Raw genomic sequence first — 21356 nt, forward strand, 5'->3', positions numbered from 1 at the left:
GCCTGTCTACTCTGCCAAAAGTTGAGACGGCTCTATTTTTTTTGCTCTTTTTTGAACTTTAACCATGCCAAAACGGAATCACTTGCTTTTGCTACTGCAGTAATTATTACTGCAGCTGATCCAATAATGGCAATGATTTGATCCATAGAGAACAAATCAGGCATTTCCTTTCTGTAGAGTCTGACCAACAAGCAACTAAGCTCATAGGCACCACGTCCCTTCAGTTGGATTTGCCAACCGCCACAAACTTTCTACTAAATTTTAGTATACCAATAAACAAACAGCTTGAATAGATAATTCTCTATAAAAATAGATATCTAAATTACTTGGAAAATAATTGAATTTTTAAGATAAAAAGTACGTGAGAGACGGCATTTGTTTCCTTTTCTCATGTGCTTTTATTTTTACGAAAGGAGGAGGAGTTGCTGCGGTCTTCAGAATGGAAACAGTATTTGCGAAGTTCGTATACAACAATCGATAAAAAGAATTATTTGCGTACGTTCCAGGCTTATTATGATCCGGTCAAAGGAAAGACGAGAAAGAAAAGCGTCAATTGGAAAGCAAAAGGTTTCAAGAGTGAAAAACAAGCACTACGCTATCTGAAAGAACAGATTGAAAAAGAGTTCAACAAATATACAATGTTTTCTGATGTAAATCAATGTGAGACGTTTGGCGAATTGACGGCTCTTTGGCTGAAGGCGTGGTCGCCAACGGTTCGTCAAACTACTGTACATTATCAGAAAGAGATTCTTCACCGATACCTCCAACCGCATTTTTTAGACAATCTGCGACTGAAACAGCTGACTCCTTTATTTGTTGAAGGGGCTTGGGCGGATATACTGATGGTTCGCTCGAAACAAACCAAAACCCTTTTAGAAAAAGCAACGTTAGAAAAGATCCGCTCCTTACTCAAACAAATCCTTTCCTATGGGCACCGTCATGATTTAATCTTATTCGATTTGAATAAGATTGTATTAAAAATTCCCAATGATCGAAAAATTCGAGCGATTCAGCGTAGGAAAAAGAAATTTCTAGAAAAAACGGAAGTACGCATTTTATTAGCAGCAATCCATGAAAAATACGAAACTAATAAAGAAATCAACAAAATGGGCATGCTTTATTTAGACTTAGTTGAATTTATGATTCGAAATGGTCTGCGTATTGGAGAAGTAAGTGCTTTAACGATTGAGAAAGTCGACTTTTCTACGAAAAAGCTTTTAATTAACGAAGGAGTAGTGGCGGCAGGACGATCCGTAAAAGAGTATGTACGCAGTCCACCAAAAACAATTGCTTCCATTAGAGAAATTGCTTTAGATACACGCTCTGTCGAAATTATTCAAAATAGGATCAGGATCAATCAAGCACGCCAAGTAGAAATGAAACAACGAGAAGAAGGCAATTTTTATCAAACATACAAACGAACAGAAAACGCAACTTATAATAGAAGGATAGCTGCTTCGAAAAAATTCATTTTTTCTGAAACGATCTTCCAAACACAAAATGGTACGCCAGTTGTTTACCATTCGCTAAATGAATTTCTGAATGGTCGTGGCAACAATAAAAAACCTGTTCGTAGTGTCCAAGATATCTTGAAAGAAAAATACCCAGAATTCCAAAAGAAGGTCAGTACACATACATTCCGCTACACCCATATCTCTTTATTAGCAGAAGCTGGGTTACCCATAAAAGCAATCATGGATCGTGTTGGTCACTCAGACATGAAAACAACCCTAGAGATATATAATCAGGTAACCAGTTCAATGAAAGAAAAAATCATCCAAGAAGTCGATTCTTGGATTTTTTAGTGGATTTGTTTGCCAAATACGTTTAGTATGCGTATATGAGAGGTTGTAAGCAAAGCGTTGTGACCTGAGCACTTAAGGAGGAATCTGTGAAAATAGCTTTTCATATTTTTGCAGATTTTGAGTTAATGCCGAAGGTCAGCTTTGTGAACACCGTTTATCGAGAGGTTGTGAAAACCACATGTAGCTCCGATGACAATAAGCAAGCATTTTTGGAACTAGACTTCTTAGATTATAAACATGCGGCTTATTTCAAGGAGCTGGTGCTTGAACACCGTTTAAAGAAGGTCGAAAATCAGTACGACTTTTCGACGTAAGGAGAAAGAAGTTCAATGATAGAAACAATAAATCCCGCAGAAAACAAGGTTTCTGCGTACATTCATATCCCATTTTGCGAGCATATCTGCTATTACTGTGACTTTAATAAAGTTTTTTTAGAAGGGCAACCGGTAGATGAGTATGTGGAAATGCTGCTGAATGAAATGAGATTAATGCTGGAAAGTCACCCGACAGCGAATTTGGAAACACTTTATGTAGGGGGCGGAACACCGACCTCTTTATCTGCTAAACAACTTGATCGATTGTTATCAGGAGCTAGAGAGATCTTGCCTTTCCAGGATGGTAAGGAGTTTACTGTAGAAGCGAATCCTGGCGATTTGACCCGTGAAAAGCTTCAAGTGATGAAAAACTATGGCGTCAATCGTTTATCCATGGGAGTTCAGACATTTGACAATCGCTTACTGAAAAAAATTGGACGTAAACACACCGCAGAAGATGTGTATCAAACGATGAAATTTTTAAAAGCAGAAAATTTTACCAATGTAAGCATCGATTTGATTTATGCATTACCGGGACAAACACTTGAAGGGTATCGGGATACTTTGGAAAAAGCTTTGGCTTTGGATCTGCCTCACTATTCTTTGTACTCATTGATCCTAGAAAACAAAACAATGTTCATGAACTGGGTACGACAAGGAAGACTCGAACTGCCTGATCAGGAAACGGAAACTAAAATGTTTGAAGAGACCATTGAAGCAATGGAAAAGCATGGACGTCACCAATATGAAATAAGTAACTTTGGGCTTTCCGGACACGAGTCGCAGCATAACTTGATGTATTGGAACAATGACCATTATTTTGGGTTTGGAGCAGGAGCTAGCGGTTATCTTGGAAATATTCGTTATCGCAACAAAGGACCGATCCAACACTATTTACGTCCATTACGAGTCAATGAACGCCCAGTATTGGAAGAAGAAAAATTGACACGAAAAAATCAAATAGAAGAAGAAATGTTCTTGGGGCTAAGAAAAAAAACTGGGATTGCTAAAAAACACTTCTATGATCGCTATCAACAAACGATTGAATCGGTGTATGGAGATGTGTTGATGAAGTTAGAGGAAGAAGGGTTACTTGTTAATGAAGAAGAACGTATTTATTTGACACCTAGAGGGACTTTTTTGGGAAACAATGTGTTTGAGCGTTTTTTGTTTGAAAAATAGTTTAAAGAATATTTGTTTTTTATCGGAATTTAAATAAAAAAAGTTCAAAAATACAATAAAGAACTATTGAAACGTTGATATAACTGAATTTATAGCAATTGCTCATAATTAGCACTCTGGACGATAGAGTGCTAAAAAATGAAGTATTTCTCTTGACAGGAGAAGGGCTTCTTGCTATATTTATAAGTGGATTAGCACTTAGAATATATGAGTGCTAATGAGAGGTGAGGAAGATGTTAACAAAGCGACAAAACGACATTTTACGTCTGATCATCCAACACTATACGAGTAGTGGCGTGCCCGTTGGTTCCAAAACATTGATGTCTGAGGGAGTCAAGGCCAGTTCAGCAACGATTCGCAATGATATGAAGGCATTAGAAGATGAAGGGTTGCTGTTGAAGACTCACTCTTCTTCTGGGCGGATTCCATCTGCTTTAGGCTATCGTTATTATGTGGATCATTTGTTAAAACCTGCTCGCGTAGCAGAAGATGACCTGCTGCTGATACGTCAGTCTTTAGGTAGAGAATTTCATGAGATCAATGAGATCATTAAGCAATCTGCTGAGATCTTATCTGAGCTGACAAGTTATACGACTTTTTCGTTGGGACCTGAAATAAAAGACCGCCGACTAACAGGCTTTCGTATCGTACCCTTGAATAATCGACAGATCATTGCGATTGTCGTGACAGATATGGGAAATGTAGAAAGCCAAGTGTTCACTCTTCCCGAATACATGGGAAGTCAGGAACTAGAAAAAATGGTGCAAATTGTAAACGACCGTCTAGTCGGGGATCCTCTGATGACGGTATACCATAAACTACGTACAGAGATTCCGATGATTCTTCATAAATATTTCCAGACCACAGAAGGAATGTCCCAGTTGTTTGACACCGTTCTTGGTCATGTGTTTGAAGAAAAAGTTTATGTCAGTGGACAAATGAATCTCTTGGATTATGAGCCCCGTCAAGATCTTGATCAGTTTAAATCGATGTTTTCTTTTATGAAAGACTCCGATGGACTTACACAAATGATCACTCCGATGGATAGTAATATTCGTATCAAGATCGGTGCTGAATTAGGTAATGATTTATTGCAGAATATGAGCATGATTCAAGCAAGTTACGAGATAGATGGTCATGGAAGAGGTACAATAGCCTTGTTGGGGCCGACTAGTATGCCTTATTCTCGGATGTTTGGTCTAGTGGATGTTTATCGAAGAGAACTAGCAGCTAAGCTTGCTGATTACTATCGATCACTTGACTTGTCAAACTCGTAATGTGAATAACGAAGCTATTTGCAGCTGATCGTTCTCTCTTTCTTAGTAAGAGCAATCAAACAGCTGACTGAATAATGAAAGGAAGACTGTATCGTGAAAGAAAATCAAGAAGAACTAGATAAAGAAATGACAGATGCTCAGCCAGAACCGGAAATCGATGTCGAAGCTGCAGAAGATTCAGGCATTTCAGAAGTTGAAGCGGAAGAATTCGAATCAGCAAAATTAAAAGCTGAATTAGAAGAAATGGAAGATAAATATTTGCGGGCTCGTGCGGAAATCGCAAATATGGCAAATCGAGGAAAAAATGAACGTGAGCAATTACAAAAATACCGTTCACAAGATTTAGCCAAAAAATTGCTTCCATCAATTGACAATCTGGAACGTGCATTAGCCACAGAAGTGTCAGATGATCAAGGAGCAAGCTTGAAAAAAGGCGTGGAAATGGTCTTGGAAAGTTTACGTAACGCACTGGAAGAAGAAGGAATCGAGAAAATCCCTGCTAAAGGAGAATCCTTTGATCCTAATCTTCATCAAGCAGTACAAACTGTTCCAGCGACTGAAGATACACCAGCCGATACGATTGTAGAAGTACTACAAGAAGGCTATAAATTACATGATCGCGTGTTAAGACCAACTATGGTCATTGTTGCACAATAATTGTGCGGATATAAAACTTACACTTTCAATTAAAGAAGGAGACGTTAATTATGAGTAAAATTATCGGTATTGACTTAGGTACGACTAACTCTGCAGTAGCAGTACTAGAAGGAAACGAAGCAAAAATCATCGCTAACCCAGAAGGAAACCGTACAACACCTTCTGTTGTATCATTCAAAAATGGAGAAATCCAAGTAGGGGAAGTGGCAAAACGTCAAGCTGTAACAAACCCAAATACGATTTCATCAATCAAACGCCATATCGGTGAAGCTGGTTACAAAGTAGATGTAGAAGGCAAATCATACACACCTCAAGAAATCTCAGCAATGATTCTTCAATATATTAAAGGATTTGCAGAAGATTACTTAGGTGAAAAAGTCGAAAAAGCAGTTATTACTGTACCAGCTTACTTTAACGATGCACAACGTCAAGCAACAAAAGATGCTGGTAAAATCGCTGGTTTAGAAGTAGAACGTATCGTTAATGAACCAACTGCAGCTGCTCTTGCTTATGGTTTGGATAAAACAGATCGTGACGAAAAAATCTTAGTATTCGACCTTGGTGGTGGTACTTTTGACGTATCAATCCTTGAATTAGGAGACGGTGTCTTTGATGTATTGTCAACAGCTGGTGACAACCATCTAGGTGGGGATGACTTTGATAACAAAATCATCGACTACATGGTAGCAGAATTCAAAAAAGAAAACAGCATTGACTTATCTCAAGACAAAATGGCGTTACAACGCTTGAAAGATGCCGCTGAAAAAGCGAAAAAAGATTTATCTGGCGTATCAAGCACACAAATCAGTTTGCCATTTATCACAGCCGGTGAATCTGGACCATTGCACTTGGAAATGACATTGACACGTGCAAAATTTGATGAATTAACAGCTGACTTAGTAGAACGTACGAAAGTACCAGTACGTCAAGCACTAAAAGATGCAGGTTTATCACAATCAGAAATCGACGAAGTTATTTTGGTCGGTGGATCTACTCGTATCCCTGCAGTTGTAGAAGCAGTACGTAAAGAAACAGGAAAAGAACCAAACAAATCAGTTAACCCTGATGAAGTAGTTGCGATGGGTGCTGCTATACAAGGCGGCGTGATCACTGGTGATGTAAAAGATGTTGTTTTACTTGACGTTACGCCATTGTCATTAGGTATCGAAACAATGGGCGGTGTATTCACTAAATTGATTGACCGCAATACAACGATCCCAACAAGTAAATCACAAGTGTTCTCAACTGCAGCAGATAATCAACCAGCAGTAGACATCCATGTATTACAAGGTGAACGCCCAATGGCTGCTGACAACAAAACACTAGGAAGATTCCAATTGACAGATATTCCAGCAGCTCCTCGTGGTATCCCACAAATCGAAGTAACATTCGATATTGATAAAAACGGGATTGTAAATGTATCTGCGAAAGATTTAGGTACACAAAAAGAACAAAAAATCACGATTAAATCTTCTTCAGGTCTAACAGACGAAGAAATCGAACGTATGGTAAAAGATGCAGAAGCAAACGCTGAAGCAGATAAAGCTCGTAAAGAGGAAGTTGACCTACGTAATGATGTAGACGCATTGCTATTCTCTGTGGACAAAACATTGAAAGAATTAGAAGGCAAAGTAGACGAAGAAGAAGTGAAAAAAGCAGAAACAGCTCGCGATGAATTGAAAGCCGCTGTTGAAGCAAACAACATTGAAGAAATGAAAACTAAACGCGATGCATTGAACGAAATCGTTCAAAACTTGACTGTTAAACTATATGAACAAGCGGCACAACAACAAGCTCAAGAAAACCCAGAAGCAGCTCAAGGCGGAGCAGATGATGTCGTTGATGCTGATTTTGAAGAAGTCGATGGCGACGATAAATAATCAGTTCACTGAATTTCGAGAGAAGGCCAAAGTTGCTACTTTGGCTTTTTCTTTTGAAAAATAGTTTGAAGTATCGGTTTTTGTTTCAAACAAAATATGATATGATAACAAGCGACGTGAAAATGATGAGAACCAATAGGAGGAAAGCCTATGGCAACAAAACGTGATTATTATGAAGTCTTAGGGCTCTCAAAAGGAGCATCAGAAGATGAAATAAAGAAAGCTTATCGTAAGCTTTCAAAAAAATACCATCCTGATATCAATAAAGAACCTGATGCAGAAGAAAAATTTAAAGAAGTATCAGAAGCTTATGAAATTTTAAGTGATCCGCAAAAACGCGCTGCATATGACCAATACGGGCATGCAGGTACAGATCCAAATTACGGTGCTGGTGGAGCTGGTGGCGGATTTGGTGGATTCGGCGGCTTCTCTGGCGGCGGCTTCGGTGGTTTTGAAGATATCTTCGACTCGTTCTTTGGAGGGGGAGGTCGTTCAGTCGATCCCAATGCGCCTCGTCAAGGTGCTGATTTGCAATATACGATCGACTTATCTTTTGAAGAAGCAATTTTTGGCGTAGAGAAAGAAATCAAGTACAATCGGGAAGAAATCTGTCATACTTGTGGCGGAAATGGGGCAAAACCAGGTACGCAACCAACTACTTGTCATAAATGCCATGGTGCAGGTACGATCAATGTAGAACGCCAAACACCGCTTGGACGAGTGATGAGCCGTCAAACTTGTGATGTTTGTCATGGTACAGGAAAAGAAATCAAAGAACCTTGTCCAACCTGTCATGGCTCAGGTCATGAGAAGAAAGCTCACTCAGTCAAAGTGAATGTACCAGCTGGGGTAGAAGAAGGACAACAAATGCGTTTAGCTGGTCAAGGAGAAGCCGGAGAAAACGGCGGACCATTTGGTGATTTGTATGTGGTCTTCCGTGTAGAAGAAAGTGATATCTTTGACCGTGAAGGCTCTGAAATCTACTATGAATTGCCTTTAAGTTTTGTACAAGCAGCTTTGGGGGATGAAGTCCAAGTACCAACTGTCCATGGAGATGTGAAACTGAAGATTCCTGCTGGTACACAGACAGGTACGAACTTCCGTTTACGTGGAAAAGGCGCTCCAAAGTTACGTGGTGGTGCAACAGGCGACCAACATGTCAAAGTAAAACTGATCACGCCGAAAAATCTAAATGAACAACAAAGAGAAGCGTTACGTGCATTCGCTGAAGCTGGCGGCATCAAAGTAGAAGAACAACAAGAAGATGGTTTCTTCGATAAATTCAAAGATGCTTTTGGTGGGAAAAAGCGGAAGTAGCTTTTCTAGTAAAAAACACAAGTGTCAAAAAGACTTACCAAAATTTTCTATTTCTAGAAAAAATGGTAAGTCTTTTATTTTTTTATGTATTAACACTTAGTAATGCTAGTTTTCAATAGCGTTTATTAGGGGAAAAAGGAATCTAAGAAATGAAATAAGGGGATGGCTATCACTTTCTATATTGATAAAAAGTTGATAATGAGCCATTACTATATTTTGGTAAAATATAAATAAATAAAAAACTCGATTGATTGAATTAGTTCATTTTGATTGAAGAAATTAAAAAAGTATATGGTTGGAGTACATGGTAATGGTGGTTCTACATGGTACTAATCTATTCAGGAGTTTGTCTATGAAACTTATTGATTTTTCTAAACGATTTGGGCAAAAAATCTTATTTGATCATCTGTCATTCACATTTGATCAAAATAAAATCTATTATCTTTATGGGGATAATGGCATTGGCAAAACGACTTTATTTCGCTGCATTGTCGGTATTGATAGCTACTCGGGAACGATTGAAAAAACAGGTAGTTGTTTTTGTGTTTTTGACTCTACCCCTTTTTACTTGAATCTAACTGGATTAGATAATCTGATTTTACTGACAAAAAATCGGCAAATAAAAGAACTAATCTCTAAACAAAAAATCGATTTTTTACCCCTTTCATTTTTATCGTATGTGAAAGTCAAGAACTATTCTCTGGGAGAAAAAAAGATACTTTCGCTGCTATTGCTATTGTTGCTTGCGCCCCGAGTTGTTTTATTAGATGAAGTGTTGAATGGATTAGATCAAAAGAATCGGAAAGTGCTGCTTTATTGCTTGGTTCAGCTGAAAAAAGAAGCTACAGTCATCTTAAGTGGTCATGAAGAATATTACTTGGAAATGGCTGATGAGTTATTAAATGTAAAAAACGGAAAAATAGAACCTATCACATCCGAGGATCTACGCAGCTTTTTTATTTCAACAAAAAGGAGGTAAAAATGCTTTTTGAATTTTATTATCAAAGACGTTTGAAAATATTTTACCTTTTTCTTTCAATAATATTGTTGCTTTCTACTTTGATGTTCGTTTCTCAAGTAATGCTCATTCAAAGTCATCTTCGTCATTTCCAATATTATGTAGAGGAAGCCTTGGCAAGGGGTGAAACGATCCAAGAAATACTTGAACAACCTTTTTCTATCAGTATGAACGAAAATACTGAAATAGTTGACAATCCGTTGAAATATCATTACGTTGCTTATCATTCCAGTTTTGCTGCTTTAAATGTCCAAAACGGGGTCAACCAATTATTGTCTTCTTCGTTTTTTGTTCTCTTTCCTTTTTTTTCGGGGGTATACGGGATAGTAATAGCAAATGCAGATATCAAATACCATACAATGAAAATCAGGCGCTGTTTGGATTCTCAATGGCAAATCAATCGTCATAAGATAGGAGCGGGGTTTCTTAGTTTAATTATTTTTATACTTGCTTCCCTCATTTTATTTTTGATGTTGCAGTCTTTTTCAAGATTTTTTGTTCAGGCTGACAAATCGACACAAATCGATGAAGCGTTAATTAGGCAAATATCTTATCTTGAGAAAGCGCCGCTTCAATTGAGTGTCCTATTGGGGTTTGCATTTCTTTCCTTTTTAGTTTGTTATTATTTTACAACAGTCGTAAAGAATTCTTTCGTCAGCCTATGTCTCTTAGGAAGTTATTTTCTTTTTTTGCCACCACTAGGAAAATATGATCTCAAGAATATTTTGTTATATCTATATCCTAAAATATTTAACACAAACGCTTCAACTTTTAGGATCAATTCGGGGACGCGGGTTGAGTTTGGTATAGAATATATTGTGATTATCGGTATAGGCATCATTATTTATATATGGACGATGGAAAAATTACAACGAATGTGGAGCAGTCCTACTGAGAAATAAGTAGAAACCAGACGGACAACCTTATGTTCATCTGGTTTTTTGTAATCGTCATATTTGTATCAACAAAAAAGCTAGCTTTAGAATAAGATAATCATCATAGTTTCTAGGGTTATAACCAGTGAGAGAATGGAGTTTATTCAGTCGATATTGCAAGGTGTTTTTATGAATAAATAATTCTTCTGCACATTTTTTGATACTTCCGTTATTTTTACTGAAGCATGTCAAAGTTTTCTTGAATAAATGTACTTCTTCTTCTGTCAAGCTTTTCAAAATACGGTTTACATATAATGATCGTTGACCTGATGGGATTGCTGGTAAAAGGATCCCGAGGTCTAAATCTTCAAAAAAGCGGATCTCGTTCACAGATTGATGGAAAGTTATCCATTCACAAGCATGCTGGGCATGAAGGAAAGATTGCGGTGTCTCCTGCTCTGTATAACAAAGCGACCCAATTCCGAAGTTCAGTTGTAACTGATACGATTTGTCAAAATTTGTCTGGACTTTGTCAAGTAACGATATCAATAAGGCTCTGGAAATGCGATTGACTAGGATAATGATTTGTTGCCTATGTACAGTGAACAAAGCCTGACTGTAGTAAGAAAAGACCCTTTCAAGTAACTCTAATAAAGGGGTGATCTGCTCTTGATACAATTCCTGATTGTCAGGAAGTTGCCCCACAACTACATAATATGGAGAAGAAAAATCAAGCTCGATCAAGTGAGGAGAGTCAAAATGACTGAAAGGAAACAATAGCGATTCGATCGTCAGACGATGTCTCTCCCTTAATTGAAAAGTAAAATCTTTCAGATATGCCTCTTTTATGAGTATTTCTGTCATTTTTTTTAAAATTTCAGCATACTTTTTCACTTCCTTTCCACCGGTCAGTCCAATTATACCGATGATATGTTGTTCAAAATACACCGGGGCGTTGATTCCACGCTTCGTTCCTTTGAATTGGCCGTCTTCGCTGATAAAAACTTCTTTTTTCGTATCCAAAACGATTTTTGCCCCTTCATGGAGGGTCCTGATCCGTTCCTCATCGGTGCTTGCAATGATTATGCCCTCTGTATCGATAAAGTTGATTTCTTGTTTTAGTACATCTTTGAGATTTTTGACAATATTCCGTGCTAATTGTTTAGAGATGTTCATCTAGTTCTCCTTGTAAGAAAATACAGTAAAACAGCAAAAGGTAACGTTTACATAAAAATATAAAGGAAATTCAATAATAAATCAACAAGACTTCTAATATAACATTTATTTTTAAAAAAAATGATTATTATCCTGTAGAAATCATCGATAATTGTGATGGATAACGAATAATCTTATCAAAAGATGAATTATTTCTGTTACCTGTACCATACCCTAAATCATTGTGAAAATATATACTTTTTATTATGAAAACGTTCTTATAATTATTGCGATATTGATTTGTAGCATGAATATTGAAGAAACGATTGTGAAAAAAATCACTTTTATGTTGTGATGAACATCCCTAGGAGGAGAATGCATGGATATTGAAAAAGTCAAAGGGATTATCGTCCCAATTGTTACACCGGTAAATCAAGAGAATCAGATAAAAACTGCACCATTAGAACGAATGGTTGAACATGTGATTCAAGGAGGCGTCAATGGTATTTTAGCATTTGGAAGTAACGGAGAGTTTTTTGCGATTGATAAAGAGGAACAAAAGAAAGGTCTCCAAACAATCGTTAAATCAGCCAATAAACGTGTACCAGTTTATATGGGTATTGGATCGATCACGACGAAGGAAGGAGTGTTGATGGCAAAAACAGCAGAGGAAAACGGTGCTGATGGTTTATCGATCTTGCCACCGATGTTCATTTCTCCTACAGATGACGAATTGTATCAACACATAATCACGATTGCAAAGGCTGTGCCTCATCTACCTGTTTTGCTATATAACAATCCTGGAAAAGTTGGATATAGTCTAAGTGTTTCTTTGGTCGTTCGTCTTTCCCAGTATCCGAATATTGTTGGAATTAAGGATAGTAGTGGGAATGTACATTTGACAGCAGAATATATTCGACGTACTGAGAATGAGGAGTTCAAAGTAATGGCTGGAAGAGACACCTTGATTTTAGGATCTCTTGTCTATGGGGCGGTCGGCGCAGTTGCATCTACAGCGAATGTTGTCCCTGAATTAGTCGTCTCTATTTATGAACATTATTGCACTGGCGACTTGTCTTCCGCGCGAAACGCGCAATTTGAATTGACAGAATTTAGGAATATGTTTGACCGTGCATCATTTCCAATAGCTACAAAAGATGCTTGTAATTTGATTGGACTAGATGTTGGAGCAAGTATTTTACCGAACACGACGTCTTCCGATCAATTAAAGAAAGAAATGTCTGAAGTACTTGAAAAAATCATAAATAAACGAGATATGGAGGAATAAGAAATGAAAATCGGATTTGTAGGACTAGGAATCATGGGTAAACCAATGGCAAAAAATCTAATAAAAGATGGTTATGAGGTTATCTGTTATGATTTCAATCAATCGAATATGGATGAAGTTGCAGCAGCTGGAGCTTCAACAGCAAAAAATAGTCAGGAGTTAGCAAATCAATCAGATATCGTAATTACTATGTTACCGAATTCTCCGAATGTGGAAGCCGCATTGTTTTCAGAAGAAGGGATAGCCGCTGGAATCAGTGAAGGCAAGATCGTAATCGATATGAGTTCGATTAATCCTGTTTCTAGTCAGCGATTTGCAGAAAAGCTTGCAGGACTTGGAGTAGAGTTCTTAGATGCGCCGGTATCTGGAGGAGAACCAAAAGCAATTGACGGAACAATCGCTGTTATGGTCGGTGGGAAAAAGAAAGTTTTTGATCAATGCTATGAGTTGCTCCTATCAATGGCAAGTTCAGTCACTTATATAGGTGAGGTAGGTGCGGGAAACATTGCTAAACTAGCTAATCAAATAATCGTCGCAATCAATATCGCCGCTGTCGGTGAAGCTTTATCCTTTGCTACTAAAGCAGGTGCTGATCCCGAGTTGGTCTATCAAGGGATTCGTGGTGGATTAGCAGGGAGTACGGTTATGGATGCTAAATCACCGATGATTTTGAACCGAGATTTTGATCCAGGATTCAGAATAGAGTTGCACATCAAAGATCTACAGAATGCGTTAGATACCTCACATATGATAAATGCCGGAATTCCTTTGACAGCTCAATTGATGGAAATCATGCAAGTACTAAAAAATGACGGTTTGGAGAAAAAAGATCATTCAGCTATTGCGTGTTACTACGAAAAAATAAATAACTTGACAATCGAAAGTAAAGATACAGTTTGATTTTCGTAAAGAGAGAGGAACTAGTGTATGAGAACGATTGATACGATACCCAAAATAATGAAAATGGCTGTCTATCCAGTAGCAGGTTATGACAGTATGACTCTGACTCTCAGTGGAGCCCACGCCCCTTACTTTACAAGGAATATCGTTGTTTTAGAAGATGAGACTGGTCAAAGAGGAGTGGGAGAGATTCATGGCGGAGAAGATATTACAAAGATGCTAGAAAGTTATATTCCTTTGGTAGAAGGTCAGAAAATTGCTGATTACCGACAAGTGATTACAACTATTCGTAAAAAAGGTTGGTTGGCAAAAGGAAATGATGGACAGGGTCTGCAAGGTTTAGATTTGAAAAATATGAAATTTGTTGTTCAAGCAGAAGCAGCAGTTGAATGCGCTATGCTTGATCTATTAGGAAAGCATCTAAATATGCCGATGTGTACATTGCTTGGAGATGGAAGACAGCGAGCCGAAGTTGAAGTCCTTGGCTATCTATTTTATATCGCAGATTGCGAGAAGACTGATTTGCCATATTTAGTGGAATCTTCATGTAAAGATAAATGGGACGAACTTCGTCGAAAAGAAACATTGACACCTGAAGAAATTGTTGCTCAAGCAAAAGCGGTGAAAGAAAGATATGGGTTCAATAATTTCAAGTTGAAAGGCGGAGTTTTTTCGGGGGAAGCAGAGATGAAAGCGATAGAAGCACTGCACGACGCTTTCCCCGATGCACGAATCAATATCGATCCAAATGGTGCATGGTCTTTAGAAGAAGCAATTGATCTGTGTAAAGACAAATTATCAATGATTTCCTATGTCGAAGATCCATGTGGTCCTGAACAAGGATTTTCTAGTCGTGAGATCATGTCAGAATTCAAGACAGCTACAAGGCATCAAGTGGCAACGAACATGATTGCGACGAATTGGCGACAATTCTATCATGCCTTAGAAACAAAAGCTGTAGATATCGTGTTGGCTGATCCTCATTTTTGGACGTTGAATGGAAGTATTCGTATGGCTCAAATATTAGCTGATTTCGGATTGACTTGGGGATCGCATTCTAATAATCATTTTGATATTTCCTTAGCTGTATTTGCGCAATGTGCAGCAGCGGCTCCTGGAAAAATCACTCCTATTGATACACACTGGATTTGGCAAGATGGACAGGCGTTATGCAAAGATCCTTTAGTTATTCGTGATGGAAAAATCAAAGTGACAGATAAGCCTGGATTAGGCATCGAAATAGATATGGAAAAACTTGAATCAGCGCATCACCTATATCAAAAAATTGAAAAGAAATATAGGGATCGTGATGACTCGTTAGCAATGCAATATTTAATTAAAGGTTGGATGTTTGATTCAAGTAGACCTTGTTTGGTGCGCTAAACATGTAATAAAAGATAATTGATGAAACTAGCTGACTTTTCTCCTATTCTTGCCAGCTGGATCAATTATGAAAAAATGGTTGAAGGAGATTACGGCATGAGTTATTTAGCAATTTTAGGCTTCGCAATGATGGGAGTCATCACTTTTCTGCTAATGAAAGATAAACTGAATATTTTGGTTTGTTTTGCGATTTTGCCCCTTGTTTTTTCATTTCTAAGCGGTGCTGATTTATCCAAGACAACAGAACATATTATATCTGGACTAGATCTCACTAGAAGTATCTTTTTAATGATTATGTTCTCGTTACCGTATTTTGCATTAATGACAGATGCTGGATTATTTGAGATTTTGATCTATAAAGTGCTGAAGAAAATGAAGATTGGTGGACCAATCCTGTGTAGTTTTACTGTACCGTTGGCTATCCTTGCAACATTAGACGGGAGTGTCATGTCTACTTATTTGATTGTTATCCCATTACTATTACCGTTGTTTAAAAAATTAAAGATTGATCCGATGATTCTGGTTTTTTTGACTTCACTTGGTACGATGTTAGGAACGATTAAACCTTGGAATGCACGGGTGCTCCGGGCTGCTGCATTGTTGCCAAATGTCGATAGTCCGGCGATGCATGTCTTTTTAAAACTAATTCCTTTGATGATATTGATGACGATTTTGACCATGATATTCGCTTATTTTTTAGGAAAGAAAAGCCAAAAAAGAAATGGATTCATTAAAAAGAATATAGAAGCAGGTACATTAGTGGGAGAAGAACCAGAGCTTTCCGAAATGTCAAGACCTAAACTTTTTTGGTTCAATCTCTGCTTGACAATAGCTGTGGTCACGCTACTTATCGTTACTTCTTTTCCAGAATTTTATATTTTTGCCGTTGGTTTAATCCTTGCACTAGTGATCAATTATCCAGATCGCAAGATGCAAAACAAGCTGGTCAGCAAATATGCTGCGGCTACCTATCCCATAGCACCGATCGTCTTTATGTCAGGAGTCGTAGTTGGTGTATTGGAAGGAACGGGGATGATGGAACAAATGGTCATGACTTTAGTTGAGATCGTGCCTTCTTCTATGGGACCCTATCTTCATATCATTATCGCACTGTTGAGTACACCTTTGATGTTCATTTTCACTAATGATACTTGGTATTTTGCCTTAGTTCCCATTATAACAGCAGTAGGAGAACAATATGGAGTTGCTGCAGATATTATCGTGTTAGCGTTATTTTTCAATGTTGGTGCATTTGCTTCTATCGTGGCACAGCCTCAAATCATCATGGCCTGCGACCTTGGAGGAGAAACAATTAGAGAGTATATTCGCTTTTCTTTCTTCAAATTGTGGGGAATCAGCATCTTTTGGACGTTGGTAGGATTTGCTATAGGAATTTTTTAATAAGCTAGGCAATTAGAAATTAAAACAAAAAGGAGAAAAAAGATGATTCCGAAAATAATTGATACAAAAGTTATACCAATCGCAGGTTATGACAGTATGCTACTGAATCTAAGCGGTGCTCATGGCCCCTATTTTACGAGAAATCTATTTTTGATGACAGCAGACAATGGAGAAATCGGTGTAGGAGAAGTGCCGGGAGGGAAAAATATCCAAAAGGTTTTAGAAGACGCAAAGCAACTGCTTATTGGTAAAACAATCGGTGAATATAAAAATGTGTTGAAGAAAGTCCATCATAATTTCAATCATTTGGATAGTAGTGGTCGAGGATTGCAGACTTATGATTTGCGCACAACGATTCACGCAGTAACAGCTATTGAATCAGCTTTTCTTGATCTATTAGGCAAGTTCTTTCAAGTTCCAGTTGCTGCGCTTTTAGGAAATGGACAGCAAAGAGATGAGATAGACGTTCTAGGATATCTGTTTTATATTGCAGATTCTAGACAAACGACGTTGCCTTATTTGCTAGGTGACGATGAGTCTGATGAATGGGGTCGACTGAGAAGAGAAGAAGCATTGACTTCTGATTCGATCGTCTCTTTAGCGAAAGCTGCACATGAAAGATACGGTTTTAAGGATTTCAAATTAAAAGGAGGCGTCTTAGAAGGTGAGGAAGAGATAAAGACGATCTGTGCTTTGAAAAAAGCTTTTCCAAACTCTAGGATCACGCTAGATCCAAATGGCGCATGGTCTTTGCAAGAAGCAATTGATTTATGCAAGGGAATGAATGGTATCTTATCTTATGCGGAAGATCCTTGTGGGGCTGAGAATGGATTATCGGGAAGAGAAGCATTAGCGGAATTCAGAAAAGCAACTGGATTACCAACAGCCACAAATATGGTAGCTACAGACTGGCGACAAATGCAACATTCTGTAGCTTTGCAAAGCGTATCTATCCCATTAGCAGATCCCCATTTCTGGACAATGGATGGTTCGGTCAGAGTAGCGCAAATGTGTCATGATTTTGGATTGACTTGGGGCTCTCATTCCAATAATCACTTTGATATCTCACTTGCGATGTTTACGCATGTAGCAGCGGCGGCACCTGGTGAGATCACAGCCATCGACACTCATTGGATCTGGCAAGATGGACAGGAATTATCAAAAAGACCATTCGTTATTAGAGATGGGAAAATCAAGTTGACAGAAGAAATCATTGGTTTAGGTGTAGAACTAGATATGGAGAAAGTAGAAAAGGCACATCAGCTCTATTTAGACAACGAATTAGATTCAAGAGATGATGCAGTAGGAATGCAATTCTTAATTCCAGGATGGACGTTTGATCACAAAAAGCCATGTTTAGTACGTCCATAGCTTAAAGTAGTCATGTTGATTATGGTAGAAAAAGCAGGTGTAGCATGAAGAAAAAAATCATCATTGCGTCAGACTCCTATAAAGGAAGTGCTTCGACTTTTGAAGTAGAAGCATCTATTGAAGAAGGAATCAAACGAGTGGAGAAACAAGCAGATGTACTCAAGATCCCGATTGCAGATGGTGGAGAAGGTACTGTTGATGCAATCATTGAGGGGTGCGGTGGAGAATATCGATACATCACAGTGACTGGACCGTATCAGCAAATGGTTCAAGCAAAATTTGGGTTGATTGATACCGAGCGTGCCGTGATCGAAATGGCTCAAGCTTCCGGTTTGATGCTTGTTGGAACCAATCAGATGAATCCGATGGAAGCAACATCTTATGGAACAGGCGAGCTCATCAATGAAGTACTAGCCCATGGTGTAAAAGAAATTTATATCGGTATTGGTGGAAGTGCAACGAACGACGGCGGAGTGGGTATGGCCCAAGCTTTGGGAGTGTCTTTTAAAGATGCCGATGGAAAAGAGATAGCGCTTGGCGCGAAAGAAATCGCAATGATTGATTCCATTGATATATCTAATATTAATCCAAGGTTGAAAGAGACTGTTTTTTACATTTTATCTGATGTTTCCAACCCTCTATGTGGGCAAAACGGCGCTTCTTTTATTTATGGGAAACAAAAAGGAGCTTCTGGAGCGCAAGTGTTAAAATTAGATGAAGCACTCTGTCATTATGGTCAAAAGATCCAAGAAACGTTAGGGATAACCGTTCTAGAAATGGAAGGTGCAGGTGCGGCAGGTGGTTTAGGAGCAGGTCTGTTGGCGTTCTGCGATGCAGAAATGTGTCAAGGAATCTCGAAAATCCTTGAACTTTTAAAGCTTGAAGAATACATGAAAAAGGCAGATGTTGTCATTACAGGTGAAGGGAGAATGGACGGTCAATCTTTGAATGGAAAAGCACCAGTTGGGATTGCTATTCTAGCCAAAAAATATGATATTCCTGTTATAGCTATCGTCGGTAGTGCCTCGGCTAATCTTTCGACCATTTATGAAACTGGTATCGACTATGTACTTGATATCATCAATGAACCGATGGAACTTTCTTATGCGATGGAACAGGTAGAGCGATTGCTTGTTTGTGCAGGAGAACAAGCGATGCGACTGATACAGTTAGGTGAGAAAATAAGAAGATAAAAACACACGGTCCCTTCATGGCGACCGTGCATTTTTGGTTTTTATTAAATATTTAATACTTTATTCAAGAAATCTTTTGTCCGTTCATTTTGCGGATTTTCAAAGATTTGTTGAGGCGTTCCATCTTCTAAAAAGTTACCGTTGTCAATGAACATGACGCGATTGGCTACTTCTTTAGCGAACCCCATTTCGTGCGTAACGATAACCATCGTCATACCTTGTTCTGCCAATTTTTTCATGACGTTCAAGACATCACCGACCATTTCAGGGTCGAGTGCAGAAGTAGGCTCATCAAAAAGCATGATGTCAGGATTCATCGCTAGAGCACGAGCGATAGCTACACGCTGTTTTTGTCCACCGGAAAGCATTTCAGGATACATATCTTTTTTATCTTCTAGACCAACTGTCTGTAGCAATTTGATTGCTTTTTTCTCTGCTTCTTCTCTGGATTCTTTCTTCAGATCCATCGGTGCTAAAATGATGTTTTCCAAAATAGAAAGATGAGGGAATAGGTTAAAGTGCTGGAATACCATTCCGATATGTTGTCTCACCAAGTTGATATCTGTGCTTTTATCCATCAAGTGGGCGCCGTCAATAATGATCTCACCGTCAGAAGGTTCTTCTAAACGATTCAAGCAACGTAAGAATGTACTTTTTCCTGAACCTGAAGGGCCGATGATACAGACGACATCTCCTTCGTTGATGGATACGTTGATGTCGTTTAATACTGTGTTATCGCCGTATTTTTTGACTAGATGCTCAACTAAGATTTTTTCTGCCATCTTACTTCACCTTCTTTTCTAAAACTTTCGCTAATTTTGTCAATGCTGTAATCAAAATCAAGTACATGATCGCGATGATCAAATAAACATACGTACTTTGTGTCGTACGTGCAACGATGATTTTACCAGTTTGTAGCAATTCGACTACACCAATTGCGGAAATGATCGTTGTATCTTTCAATGAGATAACGAACTGATTCACGAATGATGGAATCATGATGCGTATCGCTTGTGGTAAAATGATTTTTTGCATCGTCCGATTATAAGAAAGACCCAAACTTCTAGAAGCTTCCATTTGTCCGACAGGAACGGCATTGATTCCGCCTCGAACAATCTCTGCGATATAAGCACTTGCGTTAAGAGTCAAGGTGATAACACCAGCGATGAAGTCGGGGATCGTAAATCCAACGATACCAGGCAATCCAAAGAAAATAAAGAATGCAAGAACCATCATCGGAATCCCACGGATGATATCGACATAAATGCTAGCAACCGTGCGAAGCGCGCGTATTGGTGCTACACTGAATAATCCAAAAATCACACCGATTACTATAGCCAAAGCGAAGGAGATCAAAGTCAAGAGAATCGTTCGCCAAAGTCCTTTTAACAATGCTTGATAGTTGTTTTGGATAAGTCCAAGAAATGTCGATTCATCAGCTGCGGAAGAATCACTAGAAGATTCTGAACCATCTGCTACATATTCTTTGATGATCTTATCGTACTCGCCTGTTCTTTTTAATTCTTTCAATCCTTCATTGAACATATTAAGAAGTTCAGGGTTTTGCCCTTTTTTGACGGCAAATGCATACTTTCCGCCAGATTCTTTTTCGATTGGTGTTTCCAATTCTTGTCCTTGTTTGATCGCATAACCAATTACTGGATAATCATCCATCATGGCATCAATTGCGCCAACTTTCAACCCGTCATACAATTGATCTGCAGCATCAAAATATTTGATAGAATAGCCGTATTCAGATTCATGATCGCTTAAAAATTCTGCACTTTCGGTTCCAACTTTTGCTCCGACTGTTTTTCCTTTCAAATCTTCATAAGACTTGATCGAAGTGTCGCCTTTTTTGACAGCTAATTGAATTCCGCTGTCAAAGTAAGAATCAGAAAAATCGTAGCTTTTCTTTCTTTCGTCCGTTACCGTCATTCCGGCAATCATCCCGTCTGCTTGTCCTGATTCTAAAGCTTGCAAAGCAGCGGAGAATCCACGATAGTCCATTCGGATGTTGAATCCTTGCAGTTTGGCGATGCTTTCCATCAATTTTACATCGATGCCCTCGTACTCGCCGTTTGCGTTTTGAAATTCAAATGGAGCAAAAGCAGAGTCGCTAGCAATTACGTATACGTCTTTTTTGGGCTCTATTTTTTGCATTGTCTCGCTTGTGCTTGACTCTGCCGTTGTAGTGTTGTCAGCTTGTGCAACATGACCAAATGCAAGTGTCACAAGTCCTGTCATTAAGAAAACAAATGAGTGAAATAAATGCTTTCTTTTCATAATCAACCTCCTAAATTTCCAATATTTTATTATTATAGGCGAAAAGTGCTGAAT

19 protein-coding genes are annotated in these 21356 nt (G+C 38.4%); 15 read left to right on the forward strand and 4 right to left on the reverse strand.

Translation table 11 applies throughout. From position 1 onward, the window contains the following. Positions 1-32: 32 nt before the first annotated feature. Positions 33-164, reverse strand: coding sequence for a hypothetical protein (locus OZZ83_RS00155; RefSeq protein ID WP_256094363.1), 132 nt, complete (start codon positions 162-164; stop codon positions 33-35). 258 nt (positions 165-422) lie between these two features. On the opposite strand from OZZ83_RS00155, the gene OZZ83_RS00160 reads away from it, so the two are divergent. The 9 genes from OZZ83_RS00160 (at position 423) to OZZ83_RS00200 (ending at position 10352) form a co-directional block, all read left to right on the forward strand. Further along, on the forward strand, positions 423-1805 hold the full coding sequence (locus OZZ83_RS00160) for a tyrosine-type recombinase/integrase (protein ID WP_278023318.1): 1383 nt from the start codon (positions 423-425) through the stop codon (positions 1803-1805). Positions 1806-1891: 86 nt separating this feature from the next. Beyond that, positions 1892-2119, forward strand: coding sequence for a hypothetical protein (locus tag OZZ83_RS00165; protein ID WP_325065992.1), 228 nt, complete (start codon positions 1892-1894; stop codon positions 2117-2119). Between the two features lie 15 nt (positions 2120-2134). Continuing rightward, positions 2135-3301, forward strand: a complete 1167-nt coding sequence (gene hemW / locus OZZ83_RS00170) for a radical SAM family heme chaperone HemW (protein WP_002292137.1) — start codon at positions 2135-2137, stop codon at positions 3299-3301. 233 nt (positions 3302-3534) lie between these two features. Beyond that, positions 3535-4578 (forward strand): heat-inducible transcriptional repressor HrcA, encoded by a 1044-nt coding sequence (hrcA, locus tag OZZ83_RS00175; protein WP_002292136.1) that lies wholly within the window; start codon positions 3535-3537, stop codon positions 4576-4578. Positions 4579-4671: 93 nt separating this feature from the next. Continuing rightward, complete coding sequence (gene grpE, locus OZZ83_RS00180; protein WP_002292135.1) at positions 4672-5235, forward strand: nucleotide exchange factor GrpE; 564 nt, start codon at positions 4672-4674, stop codon at positions 5233-5235. A 50-nt stretch (positions 5236-5285) separates the two neighbouring features. Continuing rightward, positions 5286-7115: a molecular chaperone DnaK gene (gene dnaK / locus OZZ83_RS00185; RefSeq protein ID WP_002292134.1), complete on the forward strand. Its 1830-nt coding sequence runs from the start codon at positions 5286-5288 to the stop codon at positions 7113-7115. A gap of 150 nt (positions 7116-7265) precedes the next feature. Beyond that, the gene (dnaJ, locus tag OZZ83_RS00190) at positions 7266-8432 is read left to right on the forward strand and encodes a molecular chaperone DnaJ (protein WP_002292130.1); all 1167 of its coding nucleotides are present in this window, start codon (positions 7266-7268) and stop codon (positions 8430-8432) included. A gap of 352 nt (positions 8433-8784) precedes the next feature. Then, a complete protein-coding gene (locus OZZ83_RS00195) occupies positions 8785-9411 on the forward strand; it encodes an ATP-binding cassette domain-containing protein (protein WP_002320123.1) in 627 nt (208 codons plus the stop codon). 2 nt (positions 9412-9413) lie between these two features. After that, a complete protein-coding gene (locus tag OZZ83_RS00200) occupies positions 9414-10352 on the forward strand; it encodes a hypothetical protein (RefSeq protein WP_213365748.1) in 939 nt (312 codons plus the stop codon). 48 nt (positions 10353-10400) lie between these two features. On the opposite strand, the gene OZZ83_RS00205 is transcribed toward OZZ83_RS00200, so the two are convergent. Beyond that, complete coding sequence (locus tag OZZ83_RS00205; protein ID WP_002313672.1) at positions 10401-11501, reverse strand: CdaR family transcriptional regulator; 1101 nt, start codon at positions 11499-11501, stop codon at positions 10401-10403. 358 nt (positions 11502-11859) lie between these two features. On the opposite strand from OZZ83_RS00205, the gene OZZ83_RS00210 reads away from it, so the two are divergent. From OZZ83_RS00210 to OZZ83_RS00235, 6 genes are all read left to right on the forward strand, one after another. Next, positions 11860-12768, forward strand: a complete 909-nt coding sequence (locus OZZ83_RS00210; protein ID WP_002292121.1) for a dihydrodipicolinate synthase family protein — start codon at positions 11860-11862, stop codon at positions 12766-12768. Between the two features lie 3 nt (positions 12769-12771). After that, complete coding sequence (gene garR / locus OZZ83_RS00215) at positions 12772-13668, forward strand: 2-hydroxy-3-oxopropionate reductase (protein ID WP_002308995.1); 897 nt, start codon at positions 12772-12774, stop codon at positions 13666-13668. A gap of 27 nt (positions 13669-13695) precedes the next feature. Further along, positions 13696-15051: an enolase C-terminal domain-like protein gene (locus tag OZZ83_RS00220; protein WP_002313674.1), complete on the forward strand. Its 1356-nt coding sequence runs from the start codon at positions 13696-13698 to the stop codon at positions 15049-15051. Between the two features lie 96 nt (positions 15052-15147). After that, entirely contained in the window at positions 15148-16452 is a 1305-nt protein-coding gene (locus OZZ83_RS00225; RefSeq protein WP_002313675.1) for an SLC13 family permease, read from the forward strand. Positions 16453-16494: 42 nt separating this feature from the next. After that, positions 16495-17823, forward strand: a complete 1329-nt coding sequence (locus tag OZZ83_RS00230; RefSeq protein WP_002292115.1) for an enolase C-terminal domain-like protein — start codon at positions 16495-16497, stop codon at positions 17821-17823. A 44-nt stretch (positions 17824-17867) separates the two neighbouring features. After that, positions 17868-19016: a glycerate kinase gene (locus OZZ83_RS00235; RefSeq protein WP_002292114.1), complete on the forward strand. Its 1149-nt coding sequence runs from the start codon at positions 17868-17870 to the stop codon at positions 19014-19016. Positions 19017-19060: 44 nt separating this feature from the next. On the opposite strand, the gene OZZ83_RS00240 is transcribed toward OZZ83_RS00235, so the two are convergent. Then, on the reverse strand, positions 19061-19798 hold the full coding sequence (locus OZZ83_RS00240) for an amino acid ABC transporter ATP-binding protein (protein WP_002345968.1): 738 nt from the start codon (positions 19796-19798) through the stop codon (positions 19061-19063). Position 19799: 1 nt separating this feature from the next. Then, entirely contained in the window at positions 19800-21302 is a 1503-nt protein-coding gene (locus tag OZZ83_RS00245) for an amino acid ABC transporter substrate-binding protein/permease (RefSeq protein ID WP_002292110.1), read from the reverse strand. Positions 21303-21356 lie beyond the last annotated feature (54 nt).

Origin of the sequence: Enterococcus sp. E5-162 (assembly GCF_035725965.1) — a bacterium.
Taxonomy (GTDB): domain Bacteria; phylum Bacillota; class Bacilli; order Lactobacillales; family Enterococcaceae; genus Enterococcus_B; species Enterococcus_B lactis.